The sequence below is a fragment of the Hymenobacter ruricola genome, from assembly GCF_015694525.1.
GTDB classification, from domain to species: domain Bacteria; phylum Bacteroidota; class Bacteroidia; order Cytophagales; family Hymenobacteraceae; genus Hymenobacter; species Hymenobacter ruricola.
The window spans coordinates 38,328-56,882 of sequence record NZ_JADQDM010000012.1 but is presented as its reverse complement, the minus strand read 5'-3'; the positions used below and the strand labels follow the sequence as shown (position 1 = coordinate 56,882).

At 60.6% G+C, this 18,555-nt stretch carries 23 protein-coding genes; 21 read left to right on the top strand and 2 right to left on the bottom strand.

Annotation, left to right across the window (positions count from 1 at the left end):
• Positions 1 to 22 precede the first annotated feature (22 nt).
• From I2H31_RS18705 to I2H31_RS18640, 14 genes are all read left to right on the top strand, one after another.
• Entirely contained in the window at positions 23 to 202 is a 180-nt protein-coding gene (locus I2H31_RS18705) for a hypothetical protein (protein WP_196294585.1), read from the top strand.
• Positions 192 to 614 carry a hypothetical protein gene (locus I2H31_RS18700; RefSeq protein WP_196294584.1) on the top strand — a complete coding sequence of 141 codons (423 nt, stop codon included), beginning with the start codon at positions 192 to 194 and terminating at the stop codon, positions 612 to 614. The genes I2H31_RS18705 and I2H31_RS18700 overlap by 11 nt, the downstream gene beginning before the upstream one ends.
• A 111-nt stretch (positions 615 to 725) precedes the next feature.
• Positions 726 to 944 carry a hypothetical protein gene (locus I2H31_RS18695; protein ID WP_196294583.1) on the top strand — a complete coding sequence of 73 codons (219 nt, stop codon included), beginning with the start codon at positions 726 to 728 and terminating at the stop codon, positions 942 to 944.
• A complete protein-coding gene (locus I2H31_RS18690) occupies positions 937 to 1,209 on the top strand; it encodes a Txe/YoeB family addiction module toxin (protein ID WP_196294582.1) in 273 nt (90 codons plus the stop codon). The genes I2H31_RS18695 and I2H31_RS18690 overlap by 8 nt, the downstream gene beginning before the upstream one ends.
• Before the next feature lie 110 nt (positions 1,210 to 1,319).
• Positions 1,320 to 1,559, top strand: coding sequence for a hypothetical protein (locus I2H31_RS18685; RefSeq protein WP_196294581.1), 240 nt, complete (start codon positions 1,320 to 1,322; stop codon positions 1,557 to 1,559).
• The gene (locus I2H31_RS18680; protein ID WP_196294580.1) at positions 1,556 to 1,972 is read left to right on the top strand and encodes a type II toxin-antitoxin system VapC family toxin; all 417 of its coding nucleotides are present in this window, start codon (positions 1,556 to 1,558) and stop codon (positions 1,970 to 1,972) included. Before I2H31_RS18685 ends, I2H31_RS18680 begins: the two co-directional genes overlap by 4 nt.
• A 227-nt stretch (positions 1,973 to 2,199) precedes the next feature.
• Positions 2,200 to 2,427: a hypothetical protein gene (locus I2H31_RS18675; RefSeq protein WP_196294579.1), complete on the top strand. Its 228-nt coding sequence runs from the start codon at positions 2,200 to 2,202 to the stop codon at positions 2,425 to 2,427.
• Positions 2,412 to 2,687 carry a Txe/YoeB family addiction module toxin gene (locus I2H31_RS18670; RefSeq protein ID WP_196294578.1) on the top strand — a complete coding sequence of 92 codons (276 nt, stop codon included), beginning with the start codon at positions 2,412 to 2,414 and terminating at the stop codon, positions 2,685 to 2,687. The genes I2H31_RS18675 and I2H31_RS18670 overlap by 16 nt, the downstream gene beginning before the upstream one ends.
• Before the next feature lie 257 nt (positions 2,688 to 2,944).
• A complete protein-coding gene (locus tag I2H31_RS18665) occupies positions 2,945 to 3,124 on the top strand; it encodes a hypothetical protein (protein ID WP_196294577.1) in 180 nt (59 codons plus the stop codon).
• A gap of 112 nt (positions 3,125 to 3,236) precedes the next feature.
• Positions 3,237 to 3,536, top strand: a complete 300-nt coding sequence (locus tag I2H31_RS18660) for a hypothetical protein (RefSeq protein ID WP_196294576.1) — start codon at positions 3,237 to 3,239, stop codon at positions 3,534 to 3,536.
• A gap of 93 nt (positions 3,537 to 3,629) precedes the next feature.
• Complete coding sequence (locus I2H31_RS18655; RefSeq protein WP_196294575.1) at positions 3,630 to 4,568, top strand: TIR domain-containing protein; 939 nt, start codon at positions 3,630 to 3,632, stop codon at positions 4,566 to 4,568.
• A gap of 126 nt (positions 4,569 to 4,694) precedes the next feature.
• Positions 4,695 to 7,304 carry an ATP-dependent chaperone ClpB gene (gene clpB, locus I2H31_RS18650; RefSeq protein ID WP_196294574.1) on the top strand — a complete coding sequence of 870 codons (2,610 nt, stop codon included), beginning with the start codon at positions 4,695 to 4,697 and terminating at the stop codon, positions 7,302 to 7,304.
• Positions 7,305 to 7,467: 163 nt separating this feature from the next.
• Complete coding sequence (locus I2H31_RS18645; RefSeq protein ID WP_196294573.1) at positions 7,468 to 8,307, top strand: hypothetical protein; 840 nt, start codon at positions 7,468 to 7,470, stop codon at positions 8,305 to 8,307.
• Positions 8,308 to 8,671: 364 nt separating this feature from the next.
• Positions 8,672 to 9,352: a hypothetical protein gene (locus I2H31_RS18640; protein ID WP_196294572.1), complete on the top strand. Its 681-nt coding sequence runs from the start codon at positions 8,672 to 8,674 to the stop codon at positions 9,350 to 9,352.
• Positions 9,353 to 9,474: 122 nt separating this feature from the next.
• On the opposite strand, the gene I2H31_RS18635 is transcribed toward I2H31_RS18640, so the two are convergent.
• The gene (locus tag I2H31_RS18635; RefSeq protein ID WP_196294571.1) at positions 9,475 to 9,882 is read right to left on the bottom strand and encodes a putative toxin-antitoxin system toxin component, PIN family; all 408 of its coding nucleotides are present in this window, start codon (positions 9,880 to 9,882) and stop codon (positions 9,475 to 9,477) included.
• Positions 9,882 to 10,103 carry a hypothetical protein gene (locus tag I2H31_RS18630; protein WP_196294570.1) on the bottom strand — a complete coding sequence of 74 codons (222 nt, stop codon included), beginning with the start codon at positions 10,101 to 10,103 and terminating at the stop codon, positions 9,882 to 9,884. Before I2H31_RS18630 ends, I2H31_RS18635 begins: the two co-directional genes overlap by 1 nt.
• Positions 10,104 to 10,308: 205 nt before the next feature.
• Here I2H31_RS18630 and I2H31_RS18625 point away from each other — a divergent pair, with 205 nt between their 5' ends.
• From I2H31_RS18625 to I2H31_RS18595, 7 genes are all read left to right on the top strand, one after another.
• Complete coding sequence (locus I2H31_RS18625; protein ID WP_196294569.1) at positions 10,309 to 10,626, top strand: nucleotidyltransferase family protein; 318 nt, start codon at positions 10,309 to 10,311, stop codon at positions 10,624 to 10,626.
• Positions 10,604 to 10,963: a HepT-like ribonuclease domain-containing protein gene (locus tag I2H31_RS18620; RefSeq protein ID WP_196294568.1), complete on the top strand. Its 360-nt coding sequence runs from the start codon at positions 10,604 to 10,606 to the stop codon at positions 10,961 to 10,963. Before I2H31_RS18625 ends, I2H31_RS18620 begins: the two co-directional genes overlap by 23 nt.
• A gap of 130 nt (positions 10,964 to 11,093) precedes the next feature.
• The gene (locus I2H31_RS18615) at positions 11,094 to 11,321 is read left to right on the top strand and encodes a DUF6364 family protein (protein ID WP_196294567.1); all 228 of its coding nucleotides are present in this window, start codon (positions 11,094 to 11,096) and stop codon (positions 11,319 to 11,321) included.
• Positions 11,321 to 11,740 (top strand): type II toxin-antitoxin system VapC family toxin, encoded by a 420-nt coding sequence (locus I2H31_RS18610; protein ID WP_196294566.1) that lies wholly within the window; start codon positions 11,321 to 11,323, stop codon positions 11,738 to 11,740. The genes I2H31_RS18615 and I2H31_RS18610 overlap by 1 nt, the downstream gene beginning before the upstream one ends.
• Before the next feature lie 119 nt (positions 11,741 to 11,859).
• A complete protein-coding gene (locus I2H31_RS18605; protein WP_196294565.1) occupies positions 11,860 to 13,065 on the top strand; it encodes a hypothetical protein in 1,206 nt (401 codons plus the stop codon).
• A 209-nt stretch (positions 13,066 to 13,274) separates the two neighbouring features.
• The gene (locus I2H31_RS18600; protein ID WP_196294564.1) at positions 13,275 to 13,610 is read left to right on the top strand and encodes a hypothetical protein; all 336 of its coding nucleotides are present in this window, start codon (positions 13,275 to 13,277) and stop codon (positions 13,608 to 13,610) included.
• Between the two features lie 405 nt (positions 13,611 to 14,015).
• Positions 14,016 to 18,440: a beta strand repeat-containing protein gene (locus I2H31_RS18595; RefSeq protein WP_196294563.1), complete on the top strand. Its 4,425-nt coding sequence runs from the start codon at positions 14,016 to 14,018 to the stop codon at positions 18,438 to 18,440.
• The last annotated feature ends 115 nt before the right edge of the window (positions 18,441 to 18,555 follow it).

Here is an 18,555-nt window from a genome sequence, read left to right as displayed (position 1 = left end):
AGCGGAGCGTATCTTAGTAACCATGAAAACGACTACTCAACTTCCGTCCGATGCTTCAACGCCCGAGGTGGTGTTGAGTGAAGCGCGCAAGCGGGCGGCGTTCAAAGCCCTGCGCCAACGCTACGAAGCGCACGAGAAAGCAACAGGCACCAAGTCGGCTGAGGCATTCGCACAACTGCAAGCAGCAAAGGGTGCTCAATGACCCGCATTGCCTGCGGTGCGAGTGCGACCGGCACGGCGGCTACATAGAATACAGCATCCGGCACTTGCACCCCGAGTGGGACATGCTGACCCAAACCTATGAAATCCGCTCGATGACCGACGACGGGCGGTCCATCTACCACAGCGACTTCCAGCTATTCCCGCTCGGCAGCAGCATTCCGGCCGATTTCAGCCGCTACCCGCGCGAAGCAAAGGCAGCGCTGTGGCAAGCCATTTTCCGGGTGAAGCGCTACTATCTGGCCACGTTCGAGCCCGATATTGTGCAGCACCTCGTCAAGCAGCCGTTTTCGGTTTCGCAACGGTTTGCCTTCTACCGCCAGCACCTGAGCCTGCCCAACTACGACATCAGCCACGGCCGTTACAACATCTGGTACGTGCTCAAAGCGGAGTAGTCCCACCACACCACCACCCGCCGCCCCCGCCGCTAGAACGATACGACGGCTTCTTGGGTAGCTGCAAGCAGGCGTCAGGAACTAAGCCGAAACTTCGTAGTTTTGGATAGTATGAAAGTCGCCCTCGAATTCCCCGACGAAAAAGCTGCCTTTGTGATGGAGCTGCTGCATAGCTTGCCCTACATGAAAGCCCGGCCCATACGCTCCAAAACGATGGATGCCACGCAGCACCTGGAAAGCAACCCCGCCAATCATGCCCGCGTGCTGGCGGCCATCGAACGGCTCGAAAAGGGGCAGGGCGAAGTGCACGACCTGATTGATAATGAATAGAACGCTCTGCTGGGCGCCCGACGCGTGGGAGCAGTACCTCTACTGGCAGCGCACCGACTCCAAAATTCTGGCAAAAATCAACACCCTGCTGCGCGAGTGCGCCCGTACTCCTTTCGCTGGTACGGGCAAGCCGGAACCATTGAAAGGTAACGCCTATAAGGGCTATTGGTCGCGCCGCATCACGCAGGAACACCGCTTGATTTACAAAGCCGAAGGCGATAACCTGCGTATCGCCCAATGCGGCGAACACTACGGCGACAAATAACCCTCCACCACCCCCGCCCGCTGCCCCCGCCGCTGAAAAAACTGAAGCTTCTGTGTAGCTTAGCTTTGGAAGCGGCATCGTTTCACTTCGTCATTCAGCATCTGCCAACCATGACTACCCTCGTCTTAGAACCCACTAACGATTCCGACCTGCACTTGCTGCTGAGTCTGGCGCAGCGGTTGGGCGTGAAAGCTACTACTACGCCTCCGGTCACTGCTATTTCCGAGGAAGAGCGGCGGCAGCGCTTTTTAGCGCTAGTAGGTTCCTGGCAATCCAACGAAAGCGGGGATGAAATCAATAAGATGCTGATGGAATCGCGGCACTTCCGCGACCGCGATATAGAGCTATGAGCTACTATTTGCTGGATACCAACATCTGCATTCATTTTACCAAAAACGAATACGGCATTGTCGAAAAGCTAGATAATATCGGTTTCGATAACTGCTTTATCAGTGAGCTGACCATTGCCGAAATGTTATACGGCGTGGCCAACAGCGCCCCAACTAAGCAGGCTGCCAACCGGCTGGCGCTAAATGGGCTGCGCACCGCCTTTGAAGGCCACATTTTGCCTATTGCGGACTGCTTCGAGCACTACGCCGCCGAGAAGACACGCCTGCGTCGGGTCGGCCGTCCCGTCGATGATTTCGACCTGATGATAGGCTGCACCGCCATCCGGCACGGCCTCACCCTCGTCACGCGCAACACCCGCCACTTTGCCGATATCTCCGGCTTGGTGCAGGAAAACTGGATTGACAATCCTTAACACCCGCCCGCTGCCCCCGCCGCCAGAACGATACTACCGCTTCTCGCCAACGGCCCGGCCCCACCACTCCCGCCCGCTGCCCTGCCGCCAGAACGATACCACAGCTTCTCTCCAACGACCCCGCCACTCCCCCGCCCGCTGCCCCCGCCGCTGAAAGAAACGGAAGCTGCTTAGGTAGCGGTAGCAGGCGTGAGGAACTAAGCGGAATCTTTGTAGTTTTGGATGGTATGAAATTCACCCTCGAAATACCCGACCAAAAGCAGGAGTTCATCAGAGAGCTACTGCAAGCGTTTTCCTACGTGAAACTCACGCCCGAAACCAAGCCCGCTAAAAAAGGGAAACAGGACACGACGGAGTACCTGATGAGTACCCGAACCAACCGGGAAAGACTATTGGCGGCGATGGAAGAAATCGAACGAGGCGAAACCACCGTTCGGGAATGGCCGCAGCAGTAAACATTTCCTGGACCACTTACGCCTGGGAAGATTACCTGTACTGGCAGGAAAACGACGAAACGATTCTGGCCAAAGTCAACGAGTTGTTGAAGGAATGCGTGCGCACGCCTTTCACCGGGCGCGGCAAGCCCGAACCGTTGAAAGGGGACCGCAAAGGCTTCTGGTCGCGCCGCATCACGCAGGAACACCGGCTCGTGTATCGGCTGAGCGGCGATACCGTCTTCATTGCCCAATGCCGCTTCCACTATGACGATAAGTAGTTGCCCCGGTATATCCCCACGGCTCCCCCCGCCCGCCGCCCCCGCCGCTGGAACGATACCACAGCTTCTCTCCAACGGCAAAGTCCCGGCCGCCTCACCTTCCCCCGCCCGCTGCCGCCGCCGCTAGAACGATACCACAGCTTCTCTCCAACGGCCACACCACCCCCGCCCGCTGCCCCGCCGCTGGAACGAAACCACAGCTTCTTTAGTAGCTGAGCCTCGAACTGATTTCCAAAGCGGAGCGTATCTTAGTAACCATGAAAACGACTACTCAACTTCCGTCCGATGCTTCAGCGCCCGAGGTGGTGTTGAGTGAAGCGCGCAAGCGGGCGGCGTTCAAAGCCCTGCGCCAGCGCTACGAAGCGCACGAACAAGCGACAGGCACCAAGTCGGCAGAAGCATTCACAAAGCTGCAAGCTGGCGAAGGTGCTAAATGACCCGCATTGCCTGCGGTGTGAGTGCGACCGGCACGGTGGCTACATTGAGTATAGCATCCGGCACCTGCATCCTGATTGGGACGTGCTGACCCAAACCTATGAAATTCGCTCGATGACCGACGACGGACGGTTCATCTACCACAGTGACTTCCAGCTATTCCCGCTCGGCAGCAGCATTCCGGCCGATTTCAGCCGCTACCCGCGCCAAGCAAAGGCTGCGCTGTGGCAAGCCATTTTCCGGGTGAAGCGCTACTACCTGGCTACGTTTGAGCCCGATATTGTGCAACACCTCATCAAGCAGCCTTTTTCGGTCCCTCAACGGTTTGCCTTCTACTGCCAGCACCTGAGCCTGCCCAACTACGACATCAGCCATGACCGATATAACATCTGGTACGTGCTCAAAACAAAATAGTCCCCCGCCCGCTGCCCCCGCCGCTGAAGAAACAGGAGCTTCTTGTGTAGCTTGCCACATAAAGTCAATAGTACCTTACCATCGCACGATGCAATGAAAATATTTTTAAGCTGGTCAGGCTCAGTGAGTCAAAAAGTTGCTACGACGTTAAGAGAGTGGTTGCCTTGCGTAATACAATCTGTAAAGCCTTACGTGTCATCAGAAGATATCAAAAAAGGAACAAGATGGTCTGCTGATATCGCAAAAGAGTTACAAGAAACTAGCTTCGGCATCCTGTGTGTCACTAAAGACAACCTCTCCGCTCCTTGGTTGAATTTTGAAGCTGGCGCTCTATCAAAGGCCATAGAAAGCGCACACGTAGTTCCTTTCCTTTTTCGATTAAAACCCTCGGATTTGAAAGGGCCATTACTTCAATTTCAAACAACAGCTTCTAATAAAGAAGACACCTTTAGGCTATTAGAGACAATTAATAATGTCAATAGCACAGATGACCAAATTCCACCCGCGCAATTGGCGAAAACATTTGAAATATGGTGGCCTAATCTCGAAGAAGAGTTAGCTAAAATTGTTGTAAAAGATGAGCCAGATATTAAGGAAGAAACTAAGACAGGAAAGGATTCTGAAATATTGGAGGAGCTTTTAACGCTCACTCGTAATCAACAGAGACTAATAGCAGGATTAGTAGATACAGCTAAGGAAGATGCAGGTTTATCTGCACAAATAGCAAGGGTAGAGGAGCCAATACTGCTGCTGAGAAGGAACTTGGTATTAATGCAGCAAATTACCGAAGACGATTTAAGCAGAGCTTCAGTTGATGGTTCAACTGGAAAAACAATTGCAGTAACAGAACGAATACTACGAGCAGTTGTGCAAAGCCGTGATTTGATTGGGGCAATAATGACTGAATTGAAAATATCTAATTCACCTAATAAGCGTGTATTTATTTCCCATAGTGACGAAATTCCTATGGCAGGCAAATTGCCAAGCTTGAAAGGTTACTTAAAAAGGAGCGAAAACAAAAAGACAGATTGACGCATTCTGTTCCATGAACTAGTATCTTTTCCCGCCAAAAAGTCCGAAAATCCATCCTCGCACCCCGTTTGCTAGTCACCTCGTACAAACTTCCTAACCCGAAGCACCTAACCGAGACTAAGCAAAATGGACTTTAAAAACTTCACCATCAAGGCGCAGGAGGCCGTGCAGAAGGCCACCGAAATTGCCGGAGGCAACCAGCAGCAGGCCGTCGAAACGGGCCACCTGCTGAAGGGCCTCTTCCAGAGCGACGAGAGCGTCTTCTCGTTTCTCGCCAGCAAGCTCGGGGCGAACCTCAACATCCTCACCCCGCGCCTCGACGCCCTCGTGGCCGCCTACCCCAAAGTGAGCGGCGGCTCGCCCTACTTCGCCAACGAGGCCGCCGCCGCCGTGCAGCGCGCCAATGCCGCCATGAAGGACATGGGCGACGAATTCGTGTCCGTCGAGCACCTGCTGCTCGGCATCCTGGGCGGCAAAGACGCCGTGGCCACCCTGCTCAAAGACACGGGCTTCAACGAGAAAGACCTCAAAGCCGCCATCAAGGAGCTGCGCGGGGGCCGCAAAGTCACGAGCCCCAGCGCCGAAGACCAGTACCAGAGCCTGAACCGCTACGCCCGCAACCTCAACGAGCAGGTGCGCACCGGCAAGATGGACCCCGTGATTGGCCGCGACGAGGAAATCCGCCGCGTGCTGCAAATCCTCTCGCGCCGCACCAAAAACAACCCCGTGCTGCTCGGCGAGCCCGGCGTGGGCAAAACCGCCATCGTGGAGGGCCTGGCCCAGCGCATCGTGGCCGGCGACGTGCCCGAAAACCTGCGCGACAAAACCATCATGAGCCTCGACATGGGCCTGCTCGTGGCCGGCGCCAAGTACAAGGGCGAGTTTGAGGAGCGCCTCAAGGCCGTCATCAAAGAAGTGACCGACTCCGACGGCCAGATTGTGCTCTTCATTGACGAGATGCACACCCTCATCGGGGCCGGCGGCGGGGGCGAGGGCGCCATGGACGCCGCCAACCTGCTCAAGCCCGCCCTGGCGCGCGGCGAGCTGCACGCCATCGGGGCCACCACGCTCAAGGAATACCAGAAGTACATCGAGAAAGACAAGGCCCTGGAGCGCCGCTTCCAGGCCGTGATGGTCGACGAGCCCTCGCAGGAAGACGCCATCAGCATCATGCGCGGCATCAAGGAGAAGTACGAGCTGCACCACGGCGTGCGCATCACCGACGACGCCGTGATTGCGGCCGTCGAGCTGAGCTCGCGCTACATCACCGACCGGTTCCTGCCCGACAAGGCCATCGACCTCATGGACGAAGCCGCCGCCAAGCTCCGCATCGAGCTGAACTCCATGCCCGTGGAGCTCGACGAGGTGCAGCGCCGCATCATGCAGCTCGAAATTGAGCGCGAAGCCATCCGCCGCGAAGACAACAAGGACCGCGAAACCGTGCTCAGCAAGGAGCTGGCCGAGCTGGGCGAGAAGCGCGACAGCCTCAAAGCCCGCTGGGAAAGCGAAAAAGGCGTCCTCACCGGCATCCAGGAGCAGAAAGAAGCCATCGAACGCTTCAAGGTCGAAGCCGAGCAGGCCGAACGCCAGGGCGACTACGGCCGCGTGGCCGAGCTGCGCTACGGCAAAATCCAGGAAGCCGAGCAGAAGCTGAAGCAGCTGCAGGACCAGGCCAACGCCAACAAAGACGGCGGTTCGATGCTGCAGGAAGTCGTCACCTCCGAGGACATCGCCGAAGTGGTGGCCAAGTGGACCGGCATCCCGGTGAGCAAAATGCTGCAGTCGGACCGCGAGAAGCTGCTCAACCTCGAAGCCGAGCTGGGCAAGCGCGTAGCCGGCCAGTCCGAAGCCATTGCGGCCATCTCCGACGCCGTGCGCCGCTCCCGCGCCGGCCTGCAAGACCCCAAGCGGCCCATCGGCTCGTTTATTTTCCTGGGCACCACCGGCGTGGGCAAAACCGAGCTGGCCAAGGCCCTGGCTGAGTACCTGTTCAACGACGAAAACGCCATGGTGCGCATCGACATGAGCGAGTACCAGGAGCGCCACGCCACCTCGCGCCTCATCGGCGCGCCTCCCGGCTACGTGGGCTACGACGAAGGCGGCCAGCTCACCGAGGCCGTGCGCCGCAAGCCCTACTCAGTCATCCTGCTCGATGAAATCGAGAAGGCCCACCCCGACGTGTTCAACATCCTGCTGCAAGTGCTCGATGATGGCCGCCTCACCGACAACAAAGGCCGGGTGGCGAACTTCAAGAACACCATCATCATCATGACCTCCAACACGGGCGCCGACATCATCCAGAAGAACTTCAAGGAGCTGAACGAGTACAACCACGACGAAGTGGTGGACCGCACCCGCGAGGAAGTCGTGGAGCGCCTGAAGCAGCACATGCGCCCCGAGTTCCTGAACCGCATCGACGAAATCGTGATGTTCCAGCCCCTCAAGCGCAAGGAAATCCGCCGCATCGTCGACATCCAGTTCAAGCAAATCCAGCAGCGCCTGGCCGAAGCCGGCATCAGCCTCGAAGCCACCGACGAGGTGCTCGACTTCCTCGGCGAGCAGGGCTTCGACCCGCAGTTCGGCGCCCGCCCGCTCAAGCGCGTGCTGCAGCGCGTGATTCTCAACGAGCTGTCGAAGGACATCCTCTCCGGCCGCGTGTCGAAAGACGCCGTGGTGGAAGCCGTGCTGGAAGACGGTGCGGTGAAGTTCGAGAATGTGGAGATGCCGGCGGTGTAATGGCCGTTGGTTTTGAATGTGAAAGCCCCGCTGGCGTGAAGTCGGCGGGGCTTTTTTGTGTTATAATGGCTTAGTAATACAACAATTAATTTTAGCTATATAACTTGCTTTTCTACGCGGGCTTTAACCTTACATCCACAAGCCGTGCTAACGGCAGCCATCTATGCAAGCAAATCTTTCTGCGCGGCGCATCAGCCAAATCTACCTAATGCTGGTTCCATTTCTCGGGCTTGTTATTGCATTTGCACTCGGCCATAGCAACTATAAAATCTATATGCCCATTTGGCTGCTGCATGCCTGCCTAATGTTATTAGCGGCGTGGACGCTCGGCGGGCATCGTATTCAGGGACAGGATGCCGACAAGAAGCGCATCGCAACCATTGGCTTGTTTCTGATTATGCCGTGGGTGCTCATATCCATTTTCGCGGGCATGGGGCCCTTGCCCGCCAATGCTGCCGAATGGGTGGCAACGGCCACCGAACAGCAGGCACGGTATTACATTTTAATAATTGTCGGAATACTAGCGGCCTGCGGGTTTATGCTGCTAAAAGAATATCTAAAAGCGCAGGGCGAACACCTCTATTCAGTCCTAGGCGGCACGGCGGTAATTATTGCTATTCCGCTTTTTATCGTCAATATGGCTTTTTGGGGAAGCTATTTGACCGAATCGTACCGCTTATTCACCACCTCCGCTTCTGCAGCCAGGCCGGACTGGTACCAGCCCGTCAGGGCGTTGTTTGAGTCAATAAGCATCGTGGAAGTCGCGCTTCTCTATCTGGCTACAGCGGCTTTTGCCGCTTCTTTAAAGCGGACCGGAATGTTGAGGCCTGCGGCGTGCACGGTGTACATGGTGCTGAGCGTGGTGGGCTGCGTGGTGGGCGCACTGCCTGCTTCCGCGCCCGGGCCGCTGGCAATAGCCAGCTTTGCCGTTTCCATTCCCGCAATTCCATTCATCATGCCCTACTTGATGGCTATTAATCTGCTGCGGCGCGTGGGTAATTGATGATTTGTGCTGCATGCCTATAAAAACCCTCGCTACCTTGGCCGCGGCGGCCACGGCGGCGGGGCAGTCTGGAATAATGCCCACCCAACCTCCCCATTCACGTTTCCCAGCTTCCCAGTTCCTACAGTAAGCCCCAAAAGCACGTTGGAGCCCTACCTAGGAGCTAGGTAAGCTCCCAAAGCACGTTGGAGGCCTACCTAACTCCTAGGTAGCTGCTAAAAGGAAATTTAGGCCCTACCTAGGAACCAGGTAAGGCCTAAAAGCAGATTTAGGGCCTACCTAGGCGGCACCCAGGCCCGGCGCGCGTAAATGCCGGAATTTCTGCTACTTTCACGGCCGTAGTCTTCCCCTAACCCCTTCCCCGATGGAACCCACCCCGACCCCGAACACCCCGACGCCCACCCCAACCATCCCCACCGACCTGCGCGGGCAGGCCGACCTGGCCCTGCGCCTGAAAGACGCCTGGCCCGCCACCCCCGAGCTGGTGTTCCTCTGGACCACGGCGGCCGAGTACGGGCCGAAAGCCGTAGCCTTCGAGGCGGCCGTGACGGCCCGCGAAACCGCCGGCCAGCTGCGGCCCCAGGTGACGGGCGACCTGCGCGCCCTCGACGCGAAGATGGAAGACGGCCTGAACTACGTGAAGGGCTACCTGGCCGAGAAGTTCACCAAGGCCCGCGCCAAGGAGCACTACGCCCAATTCGGCATCGTGACGTACCGCGACAGCTACATCCTGCCCGCCGACCAGGGCGAGCGCCTCAAAGCCCTCGACAAGCTGCTGGATGCCCTCGCCGCCACCGGCCTCGGTGCCCGCGACTACGGCACCGCCTTCTGGCAGCCCCTGCGCGACCAGTACGCCACGGCCACCGGCCAGGCCACCCAAGCCGCCCAGGGCGTCACCAAAGCCATTGCCGACCGCGAGCCCCTGCACGCCTACGTGCTGGAGGTGCTGCAAGCCATGCTCAGCCTGCTCGACGCCCAGTACCGCGACCCCAAGGCCCGCGCCGCCAAGCGCCGCGAGCTGGGCTACCTGGACGAGTTCAACTAGAGGCCGTTTGCGAGAATCTGTTGCTACCCCGGCCGCGGCGGCCATGGCGGCGGGGTGGGAGTAGTGACTAAAAAAGTCCCGCTAGCAATATGCTGGCGGGGCTTTTTTATTTTGAAAGCAGGTTACTGAAAGCTGCGCAGAAACTCCTGCAAGCTGACGACGGGCACCCGTGGAAACTCCAGTTGCTTGAGCACCTCAAAGTGACGGTCGTTGGTGACCAGATAATCGGCGTTTGCGGCAATGGCCACGTCCACGAATTTGTTGTCGTCCGGGTCGGCTTCAATCAGCTGCCATTTGTAATAGGCTTCCTGTAAGTAGGTGTTTGGGGCCGTGATGAGTACTTCGTGCACTTGCTGCGCCGTACTGGCTGAGTAGCGGCGCGTAACCTGCTCCTCATACTCCGTCAGTATTTCGTTGCTGATGACCCATTCGAACGCCTTCGCAATGAAGAGTTCGTAAAGCTGAAAATAGGCGCCGCGTGGGTTAATGGATGCCAATAAGCAATTGGTGTCTACGACCAAGCGCTGCATCAGGACGGGTCGTTCAGCATGGCCTCGACGTCGGCGGCAGTATAGCCGCGCTCTTCATTCACGCGCTCTACTTCCGCCAGTAATTTCTTCGACATGTGGGCCACCAGTAACTCCCGGATTTCCAGAACCTCCTCGTCGCTCATGCCGCGCTCGAAAAGGCGGAGGAGGCTAATTTGTAAACTATTGAGTTTAGTAGGCTGAATGGGAGCAGTGGGAGACATGGCAGTAAGACGGCTGATGCTAAAGCAAGTTAACGCCAAAGGCCTACAAAATGGTGCGAGCCGCTACATAAGGCTGCTGACTCTCTTGGGGACGTCCGCGAGAAACTTTCGCTACCCCTGGCCGCGGCAGTCACGGCGGCGGGGCGGGGGAGAGAAGCTCTACAATTGCCGTATCTTGTGCATATCTAGTCCCGTAACCTGTTTTATGGAGCCCGTTCGCACCAAAGCTGAAGTTATCGCCCGTCTGCAAGGGCAGCGCGAGCAGCTACGGGCGCTGGGCGTGGCCCAGTTGGGCTTGTTCGGGTCGTTTGTGCGCGACGAAGCTGGGCCGACGAGCGACGTGGACTTGCTGGTGGATTTTCAGGAAGGGCGCAAGACGTTTGAAGGGTTTTTTGCGGTGATTGACTTTCTGGAAGAATTGCTTGGCCGGGAGGTGGAACTGCTGACGCGGCCAGGACTGTCGAAATACATTGGGCCGCACATTTTAAAGACGACGGAATATGTCCTCCCCGCTGCCGCTTGAGCGGCTGATGCACATCCGCGACGAAGTCCTTTTCCTGCAGCGCTGCCGGGCAAAACTGCCCGACCTGGTGGCGCTGGTGGCCGATGAGGTGATGAGCCGCGCCATTGTCAAAAGCATTGAAATCATCGGCGAGGCCACCAAAAACCTGCCGACCGAGTGGCGGGAGGCATACCCGGAAATCCAATGGCGCAACATCGCCCGGATGCGCGATAAACTTACGCACCATTATTTCGATACCGATTTTGAGTTTGTATGGGTCGTGTTGCAGAAGCTGATTGACCCATTGGGCGAAACGGTGGCGAGGATGCTGGAGGAATTACCTAGAGGTGAACTGTAGCCAGTAGCGCACCATCCGCGAGAACCTTCCGCTACCCCGGCCGCGGCGGCCCCGGCGGCGGGGCTGGGGACTGGAAACCACCCGCAAGTAGTCAGCGTTATCTTTACCTCACCCCAACCTCCTTCCGGCCATGTCCATTACCCTTGAGTTGAGCGACGAAGTGACGCAGCAGGCCGAGCAGTACGCCCGGCAGCAGGGCCGCAGCCTGGCCGCGCTGGTGGAGGAGTACCTGCGCCAGGTGGTGGCCAAGCCGGCGGCAACCCAACCGCTGGCTCCGGCCGTGGCCGAACTGTATGGCATCCTGTCGCTGCCGGCCGATTTTGACTACAAGACGCAGCGCGACGAGTCGGCTTCGTGATGCGCCATTTCTTTCTGGATACCAACGTTGTGTTCGACTACCTGGGGCGGCGCGAGCCGAACGGTGCCGCTGCAGCCGCCTTGTTTCAGGCCGCCTACGAAGGCCGGGCCACGCTGCATGTTGCAAGCCTGAGTTTCAGCCACGCTTTCTACACCTTGCGGAAACAGTTCGGAGCGCAATCGGCCCGGGAGGCGTTGCGCAAGCTGGCGCGTTTGGTACATGTAGTAGCCGTTGATGAGCGGGTGGTACAAGCTGCGCTGAATTCGGAGTTTGCTGATGTGGAAGATGCCATGCAATACTTCGCTGCGTTGAGCGTACCGAACTTGGTTGCTATTGTTACCGGCGACCTCAAAGGATTTAAGGCTGGAGAATTGCTGGTTATTAGTCCGAGTGAGGCGCAGCAGATACTAGCTGTGTAACTCCCGCTACCCGAGCCGCGGCGGCCCCGGCGGCGGGGTGGGGGAGTTGAAAAAGCTCATTGGCAATGCGCTGGCAACCCGTTACCTTGTGCCATCTACTCACGACCCTTTCCCCCAAGATGGCAGACGACGAAACCCCCGAGCAACCGGCCAGCGAAGAGCCGGCCAAGAAACCCTACCACGACTACCACCAGCAACAGGCCGACAAGCACCAGCAGCAGGCCCTGGTGGATGCGCAAGTGGCCGAGGACCTGATGAGCAACCCGCGCTACGACGCGTTTTTCGCGCCGTATCAGCCTCAGGTGCGCGAGCAATTCGTGCGCGACTACGTAAGCAAACGCCACCTGTGGACGCAGTACGGCGATTTCTACGAGCGGCACCTGGCCGGGAATCTGACGCAGTTTGAAGAAGAGGCTTACATCCGGCTGTGGGACATTCAGCAGAAAAAACTATTCGACCTGCAGTGCGAGTGGCGGGCCGAACTGGTGAGCGTGCCGGGCGTGAACACCAGCGCCGACTTCGACACCCTGGGCGGCCTCATCGAACACTGCACGGTGATTCCTCCCATCACGCCCGCCGAGCTGGCGATGTACCTGGACTGGGTGCAGCAGGCCGATTACGAGGAGGAACTGCACGACCGCGACCACATCTGGCAGCGGTACGACGACGTGAAGGCCCAGCTACATGCCGAGGCCGAAGAAGAGGCCCGTGACTCGGCCTACTTTTTCGGTAGTGTATCGGAATGGTACGCCTTCCATAACCAGCGCACCGGCCACGACCGCCTGCTGCACCTGCCCGACCTGCGCGGGCAAAAAGAAAAGCATTACCTCGACGCCTGGCGCGCGCACAACAAAGCCAAGCGCGAGGCCGAGCCGACGCCGGCCCCCAGCGCCCCGCCTGACCCACGCCCGGCCTACATCCCCTACGACGAAACCCAGCGGCTGCTGGGGGTGTTTGCCCAGCAGTTCGAGTCGGCCGCCCTCAACCGGCAGCGCACCTCCTACGAAACCGCCAACCCGCCCAGCACCTGGGAAGACGAAGAGCTGGAGCGCGTGCTGGATTTTTTGAAGGACATCGACGAGCCCGTGCCCATTGCCGCCGGCGACGACTGGCGGCAGGCCCTGCGCGAAGCCAGCTACGCTTTTCGTAAGCAGAAGCTGCTAGCCAGCTTGCCGCAGGCCTACGAGGCTTACTGCCAGCGCCAGGAATGGGGCATTGCGCAGCCCGCCTCGGAAGACGAGCCGCACAGCACGGCGCCCTGGTACAACAAGGCCATTTTGAAGGGGCGCAAATTGTTGGGCGAACCTAAAGACTTTAATTTTTGAGAGGCTGGGGCGGTGCAGCGGTGGCCCTGACCAAGAACTGCAAGAAACCCTCGCTACCCCGGCCGCGGCCGCCACGGCGGGGCGGAGAAAAACCTGGGTACCAAACGGTGAAGGCACGTTTGCCCCTTTTGGCCGAGGGATAATGCCCGTTAATCGATGCTGCACGGCTGTGGTTCGGGCGTGCCGGCGTTTGGGTGTTATTTCAGCGCATGAAAACGACCCTGCACCTGCTCGCCGTCACGGCCTGCGCTTTGGCCCTGTCCCGGCCGGCGTGCGCCCAAACCCCCGCCGCCGCACCCAGCAAAACCGTGGTGCTGCGCGCTTATGAAAGCCCGGCCAACAAAATCTACATCTGCTACGGCGAAGGCCACACCGAAACCGAAATCACAGTGGGGCCCTACGGCAAAAAAGACCAGCTGCGCGACATTGAGCAGCTGCAGCGGGTGGTCGACCGGCTCTACACCAACGGCTACCGCATCGTGAGCGCCACCACCGGGGGCGTGAGCGACCAGCAATGCGTGACATACATTCTGCGGCGCGACTAAATCCGGGCTATTGCCGGTCGTAGCCGCGGTGCCCGTGGCCAGGAGTGAGCGCAACCGGCACTGCCGCTGCCCGTGTGCCCTGCGCTGGCACCTGCAGCTAGGCCGAGGGGCAGTATTCCCGGCAACACGATAAAACACCGCGTGGACTTCTTCCCCGTGCGCAATGACTTCATTGACATTGCCAACGTTACTATAGCGGGGAGGAAAAGCGGCAAAGTCCAAAAAAAGCACCATCTTTACCGGGCGACACACCCTGTATTGTACAATATTTTAATTGGGTGCTCTTCATTGCGCGAGCATTCCGGCCCTTTCTGCTTGCCTTTTCTTGTCGGTGCCACTTGCCAAATAGGCTAGCGCCGTCCACAATCGTTTGTTCTCGATTCCATTTTCCTCCAATTCATTTTCATGAAACACTCCTTACTCTCTGCCGGTACGGCGCCGGACTCATCTGCTGAGCGGCAAATTTTATCGGCGGGCCGCTCCTGGCGGCCCTTTCTGGCGGCCGCTCTTGGCTTCCTAACCCTCGGGGCGCAGGCCCAAAACCGCCTTCTGACGCGGCCGGCCGCAGCCGATGCGGTGGCCCGGCCGCTTTCGGCGGCTCCGGCCCCGGTGACGCTGAGCAAAAGCGCGGCAGCCCACAAGGGCCTGGCCACCATTAGCTCCACGGCCACGGGCGGCAACTGGAGCGCCCCCGCCACCTGGGTGGGCGGCGTGGTGCCCACGGCTACCGACGACGTGACTATTGTGGGCGGTGCCACCGTCACGCTGGACGTGGCGGCCAGCTGCGCCTCGCTCACGGTGGCGGCCACCGGCTCGCTGCTCACCTCGGCCACCACGGCCTACTCGCTGCAAGTGGCCGGCAACGTGACCAACAACGGCACCCTGGACCTGAGCGCCAGCAGCACCATTGGCTCGGATTTGCGCTTTACCGGCGCCGGCAACGCGGCCTTCACCGGCACCGGCACCACCGATTTGCAAACCGTGTCGCTGGCCAAGAGCGTGCGGGCCGACGTGGTAGAAATGAGCCTGCCCTCCTTCACGGTGCAGGGCAGCGCCACTACCACGACCGGCTTCCTCTCCACGCGCATCACCACCAACACGGTGGACGACATGACCGGGACGTTTAAAATCTCGGGCACCAACACGGCCAACAACCGCGTTTTCATCAACGCGGCATCCTACGTGGTGCCCGCCACCGGCGGCTTCTGGCTGAACAACCCCAACTTCACGGTGGCCGCCCAAACGGGCTCGCCCACGGTGAACGGCTTGCTACGCATTTCGGCGGGCACTTACAACGTGGGCGTCAGCATCGGCAACTCCATCAATTTCGGCGCCAACGCGGTGTACACCCAGGAAGGTGGCACGCTCACCACGGTGGGACGCTTCACCAACTTCACCAGCGCCACGCAGGTGACGGGCACGATGACGTTCACGCTGAGCGCGGGCACCCTCAACGTGAGCACCGTGGGCAACACCTCCGGCACGCCTTCGTTTGGCGTGAACGGCGCCACCACTATTTCGGGGGGCAATATCAATCTGGTGCAGCGCAGCACGGCCACCACGCCGCTCGACTACTACGTGGCGGGTACCTATACCTACACCGGTGGCACCGTGAACGTTGGCACCGCCGCCACGGCCACCAACTTCGACTTCCGGGTGCGGGGCAACATGCCCAACCTGGCTATCGACAACACTACGAACCCCAAAATCGCACTGCTCGCAGGCCAGACCAATCTCTTTGGCACGGTGCTGATTGCCCCCGGCACCACATTGAACCTGAACGGATTCCTCCTGCTGCAACTGGGCGCGACCATCACCAACAACGGCACCCTGACGGGCACGACTACCGGCAGCCGTCTTTACTTCCAGGGCACGACGGCGCAAAGCATTGGCGGCACGGGCACCGTGACCAGCCCATTAGTGCAAATAACCTTTCAGAACGCCGGCACGGGCGTGACGGTGGGCCAGCCCATCACCACGCGCAACGTGGCCATGTTCCGCGGCAACGTCATCAGTGCCAACAACCTGACGGTGCAAAGCAGCAGCACGGCGCTGGCTGTGGTGTCTTTTGGCCTTGCCAATCCCACGTCTTCGGCTGGCTCCTTCGACGTGGCACCCACGTTCGATGTGTCGACCAGCGGGCTGTACTTGATTTACAACCCCGAACTGGCGCCGCGCACCACGGGCGTGGAGGTGCCGGCTTCGCGCTCGGTGTACTATGCTGATTTCAGCAACCCGCAGGGCATCACGGTGGCCGGCGGCGACCTGACCGTGGTGGGCCCTTCCGCCACGGTCAGTTCCGTTGGCTTGCTGGGGGGCATCGTGACCACGTCGGCGGGCAACCGGCTCATCAGCGGCAGCGCCACCACGGTGATGCCGGCGGGCTCGGCAACGGCCTATGTGAAAGGGCCGTTTGGCATCACGGTGAACAGCGCCACGGCGGTATCGCGCCTGTTTGCGGTGGGCGACGCGGCCGGTTTCCGCCCGGTGGTGGTGACGGGCATCACCGCCAGCACCGACCAGACCTTCACGGCGACGGTTATCAACGGGGCCACCGGCGGCACGGGCGTTTCGCCCGTCACCAACCTGAACCCCGCGCGCTACGTGCGCCTCCAGAACACGGCCAGCCTGCCGGCCACGGCCCGCGTGCAGCTCAGCTACGGCGCCGATGACGTGGTGGGCAACGCGGCCACGGCCGTGGTGGCCCAGGCCCCCGCGGCGGCCGGCGCCTACGCCTCCATTGGCGGCGCGGCAGCCACCACGCCCACCACGGGCCTGGTATCGACCCTGGACCTGACGCCCGGCAACGATTTCTTTGTTATTGCCAACACCGAAGGCGGCGTGCTGACCAGCTCGGTTACGACGCCGGTGTGCGCCGGTGCCAACACGGGCACCCTCACCCTGGCGGGCAACGTGGGCACCATCGTGACCTATGAGTTTGACAACGGCAGCGGCTTTACGCCGGTATCGCCCATCAACAACACGGCTACGCTCACCTTTACCAACCTGACGGCGACCACCACCTACCGCGCCGTTATCCTGACAGCAGACGGCCGCCAGGTGAATTCCACGCCCGTGACCGTGACCGTGAATCCGGCCCCCACCGCCACCCTGGCCACCACCACGCCGACCACATTCTGCGCGGGCGGCTCGGTGGTGCTCACGGCGCCAGCCGGGGCGGGCAATACCTACCAGTTCTTCAACGGCGCCACCAGCCTGGGCGCGGCTTCGGCCACGAACACGTTCACGGCCACGGCCGCCGGCTCCTACACCGTGGTGGTGACCAACGCCAGCGGTTGCTCGGCCACCTCGACGGCCACGACGGTGACGGTGAACCCGGCCACCACGGCCACGTTTGCCTACAGCGGCAGTTCCTTCTGCGTGAGCGGCACCAATCCGACCGCCACCGTGACGGGCACGGCCGGTGGCACGTTCACTTCGACCACGGGCCTGAGCATTAGCGCCACGACGGGCGCCATCACCCTCGCCAGCTCGACGCCCGGCACTTACACCGTGACCTACAGCGTGGGCGGCACCTGCCCCTCGTCGGCCACGGCTATGGTAACCATCACGGCGGCCCCGGTGGCGGCTTTCTCTTATGGCAGCGCCACTTACTGCGTCTCGGGCACCAACCCGACGGCCGTGGTACCGGCTACCAGCACGGCGGGCACGTTCACTTCGACCACGGGCCTGACACTTAACGCCACGACGGGCGCCATCACGCTCTCGACTTCGACGCCCGGCACTTACACCGTAACCAACACGGTGGCCGCTGCAGGCGGCTGCGCGGCCGTGACGGCTACCACGACCGTGACCATCACGGCCGCGCCGGTGGCTGCGTTCAGCTACGCCACGGCCACGGGCTGCGTGGGCTCGGCCACGCTGCTCACGTCCACGCTGGGCACGGGTGCTACGGCGGGCACGTTTAGCTCGACCACGGGCCTGACCATTAACGCCACGACCGGCGCTATCACGCTGGCCACTTCGACACCCGGCACATACACCGTGACCAACACGGTGGCCGCTGCGGGTGGCTGTGCGGCCGTGACGGCCACGACCACGGTGACGGTGGCGCCGGCCGCTATTGCCAATGCGGGCCCCAGCGTGACCATCTGCGGCGGCGCCACGGCCACGCTCGGCACCGCGGCCCTGACGGGCACCACCTACGCCTGGGCGCCGGCCACGGGCCTGAGCAGCGCCACGGCGGCTCAGCCCACCGTGACGCTGCCCAACACCACCGGCGCGCCCATCACCCAAACGTATACGCTGACGGCCACCACGGCCGGCGGCTGCTCGGCCACGGCCACCGTTACTGTAACGGTGAACCCGCGCCCGGCCACGCCGACCATCACCGCTACCTACAACGGCACAACCACCACGCTCACCTCGAGCGCGGCCACGGGCAACCAGTTCTACCTGGGCGGCACCCTGGTGCCCGGTGCCACGGGCCAGACCCTGGTGCTCACCGGCCTGCCCGCCCAGCTGGGTTCCTACACGGTGACTACCACTAACGCCAACGGCTGCGTCTCGCTGCCTTCTAACGCTTTGGTGGTGACTTCCAGCGTGAAGCCGCTGGCCGGCACCTCGCTGAGCGTGTTCCCGAACCCGACGCACGACGGCCGCCTCACCGTGGAGCTGACCGGCTACCGCCACGCCGCCGAGCTGACCGTGCTGAACGCGCTGGGCCAGGTGGTGTTCTCGGCCACCGTGCCCGCCACTACCGGCACCGCCGCGCAGGCCCTCGACCTGACGCAGCTGGCCGCGGGCGTGTACATCCTGCGCGTGAAAACCGAAGGCGGCCTTGACACGCGCCGCGTGGTGAAACAATAAGCTGCCGCCACTTTGGTGGCATGTTGAAAAAGCCCTGGCCGTGCTGGCCAGGGCTTTTTTTGTCTTTAGCAGACGTGTGGTGGCGGGCCACGCGGGGCGTTTTCAGTTGCCGTAG

Coding starts and splice junctions, on each gene's coding strand:
- I2H31_RS18685 (WP_196294581.1), top strand. CDS start 1,320: ATGACTACCCTCGTCTTAGAACCCACTAACGATTCCGACCTGCACTTG.
- I2H31_RS18690 (WP_196294582.1), top strand. CDS start 937: ATGAATAGAACGCTCTGCTGGGCGCCCGACGCGTGGGAGCAGTACCTC.
- I2H31_RS18675 (WP_196294579.1), top strand. CDS start 2,200: ATGAAATTCACCCTCGAAATACCCGACCAAAAGCAGGAGTTCATCAGA.
- I2H31_RS18655 (WP_196294575.1), top strand. CDS start 3,630: ATGAAAATATTTTTAAGCTGGTCAGGCTCAGTGAGTCAAAAAGTTGCT.
- I2H31_RS18670 (WP_196294578.1), top strand. CDS start 2,412: ATGGCCGCAGCAGTAAACATTTCCTGGACCACTTACGCCTGGGAAGAT.
- I2H31_RS18620 (WP_196294568.1), top strand. CDS start 10,604: ATGTCCTCCCCGCTGCCGCTTGAGCGGCTGATGCACATCCGCGACGAA.
- I2H31_RS18680 (WP_196294580.1), top strand. CDS start 1,556: ATGAGCTACTATTTGCTGGATACCAACATCTGCATTCATTTTACCAAA.
- I2H31_RS18640 (WP_196294572.1), top strand. CDS start 8,672: ATGGAACCCACCCCGACCCCGAACACCCCGACGCCCACCCCAACCATC.
- I2H31_RS18660 (WP_196294576.1), top strand. CDS start 3,237: ATGACCGACGACGGACGGTTCATCTACCACAGTGACTTCCAGCTATTC.
- I2H31_RS18595 (WP_196294563.1), top strand. CDS start 14,016: ATGAAACACTCCTTACTCTCTGCCGGTACGGCGCCGGACTCATCTGCT.
- I2H31_RS18645 (WP_196294573.1), top strand. CDS start 7,468: ATGCAAGCAAATCTTTCTGCGCGGCGCATCAGCCAAATCTACCTAATG.
- clpB (WP_196294574.1), top strand. CDS start 4,695: ATGGACTTTAAAAACTTCACCATCAAGGCGCAGGAGGCCGTGCAGAAG.
- I2H31_RS18665 (WP_196294577.1), top strand. CDS start 2,945: ATGAAAACGACTACTCAACTTCCGTCCGATGCTTCAGCGCCCGAGGTG.
- I2H31_RS18610 (WP_196294566.1), top strand. CDS start 11,321: ATGCGCCATTTCTTTCTGGATACCAACGTTGTGTTCGACTACCTGGGG.
- I2H31_RS18695 (WP_196294583.1), top strand. CDS start 726: ATGAAAGTCGCCCTCGAATTCCCCGACGAAAAAGCTGCCTTTGTGATG.
- I2H31_RS18635 (WP_196294571.1), bottom strand. CDS start 9,882: ATGCAGCGCTTGGTCGTAGACACCAATTGCTTATTGGCATCCATTAAC.
- I2H31_RS18600 (WP_196294564.1), top strand. CDS start 13,275: ATGAAAACGACCCTGCACCTGCTCGCCGTCACGGCCTGCGCTTTGGCC.
- I2H31_RS18625 (WP_196294569.1), top strand. CDS start 10,309: ATGGAGCCCGTTCGCACCAAAGCTGAAGTTATCGCCCGTCTGCAAGGG.
- I2H31_RS18630 (WP_196294570.1), bottom strand. CDS start 10,103: ATGTCTCCCACTGCTCCCATTCAGCCTACTAAACTCAATAGTTTACAA.
- I2H31_RS18705 (WP_196294585.1), top strand. CDS start 23: ATGAAAACGACTACTCAACTTCCGTCCGATGCTTCAACGCCCGAGGTG.
- I2H31_RS18605 (WP_196294565.1), top strand. CDS start 11,860: ATGGCAGACGACGAAACCCCCGAGCAACCGGCCAGCGAAGAGCCGGCC.
- I2H31_RS18615 (WP_196294567.1), top strand. CDS start 11,094: ATGTCCATTACCCTTGAGTTGAGCGACGAAGTGACGCAGCAGGCCGAG.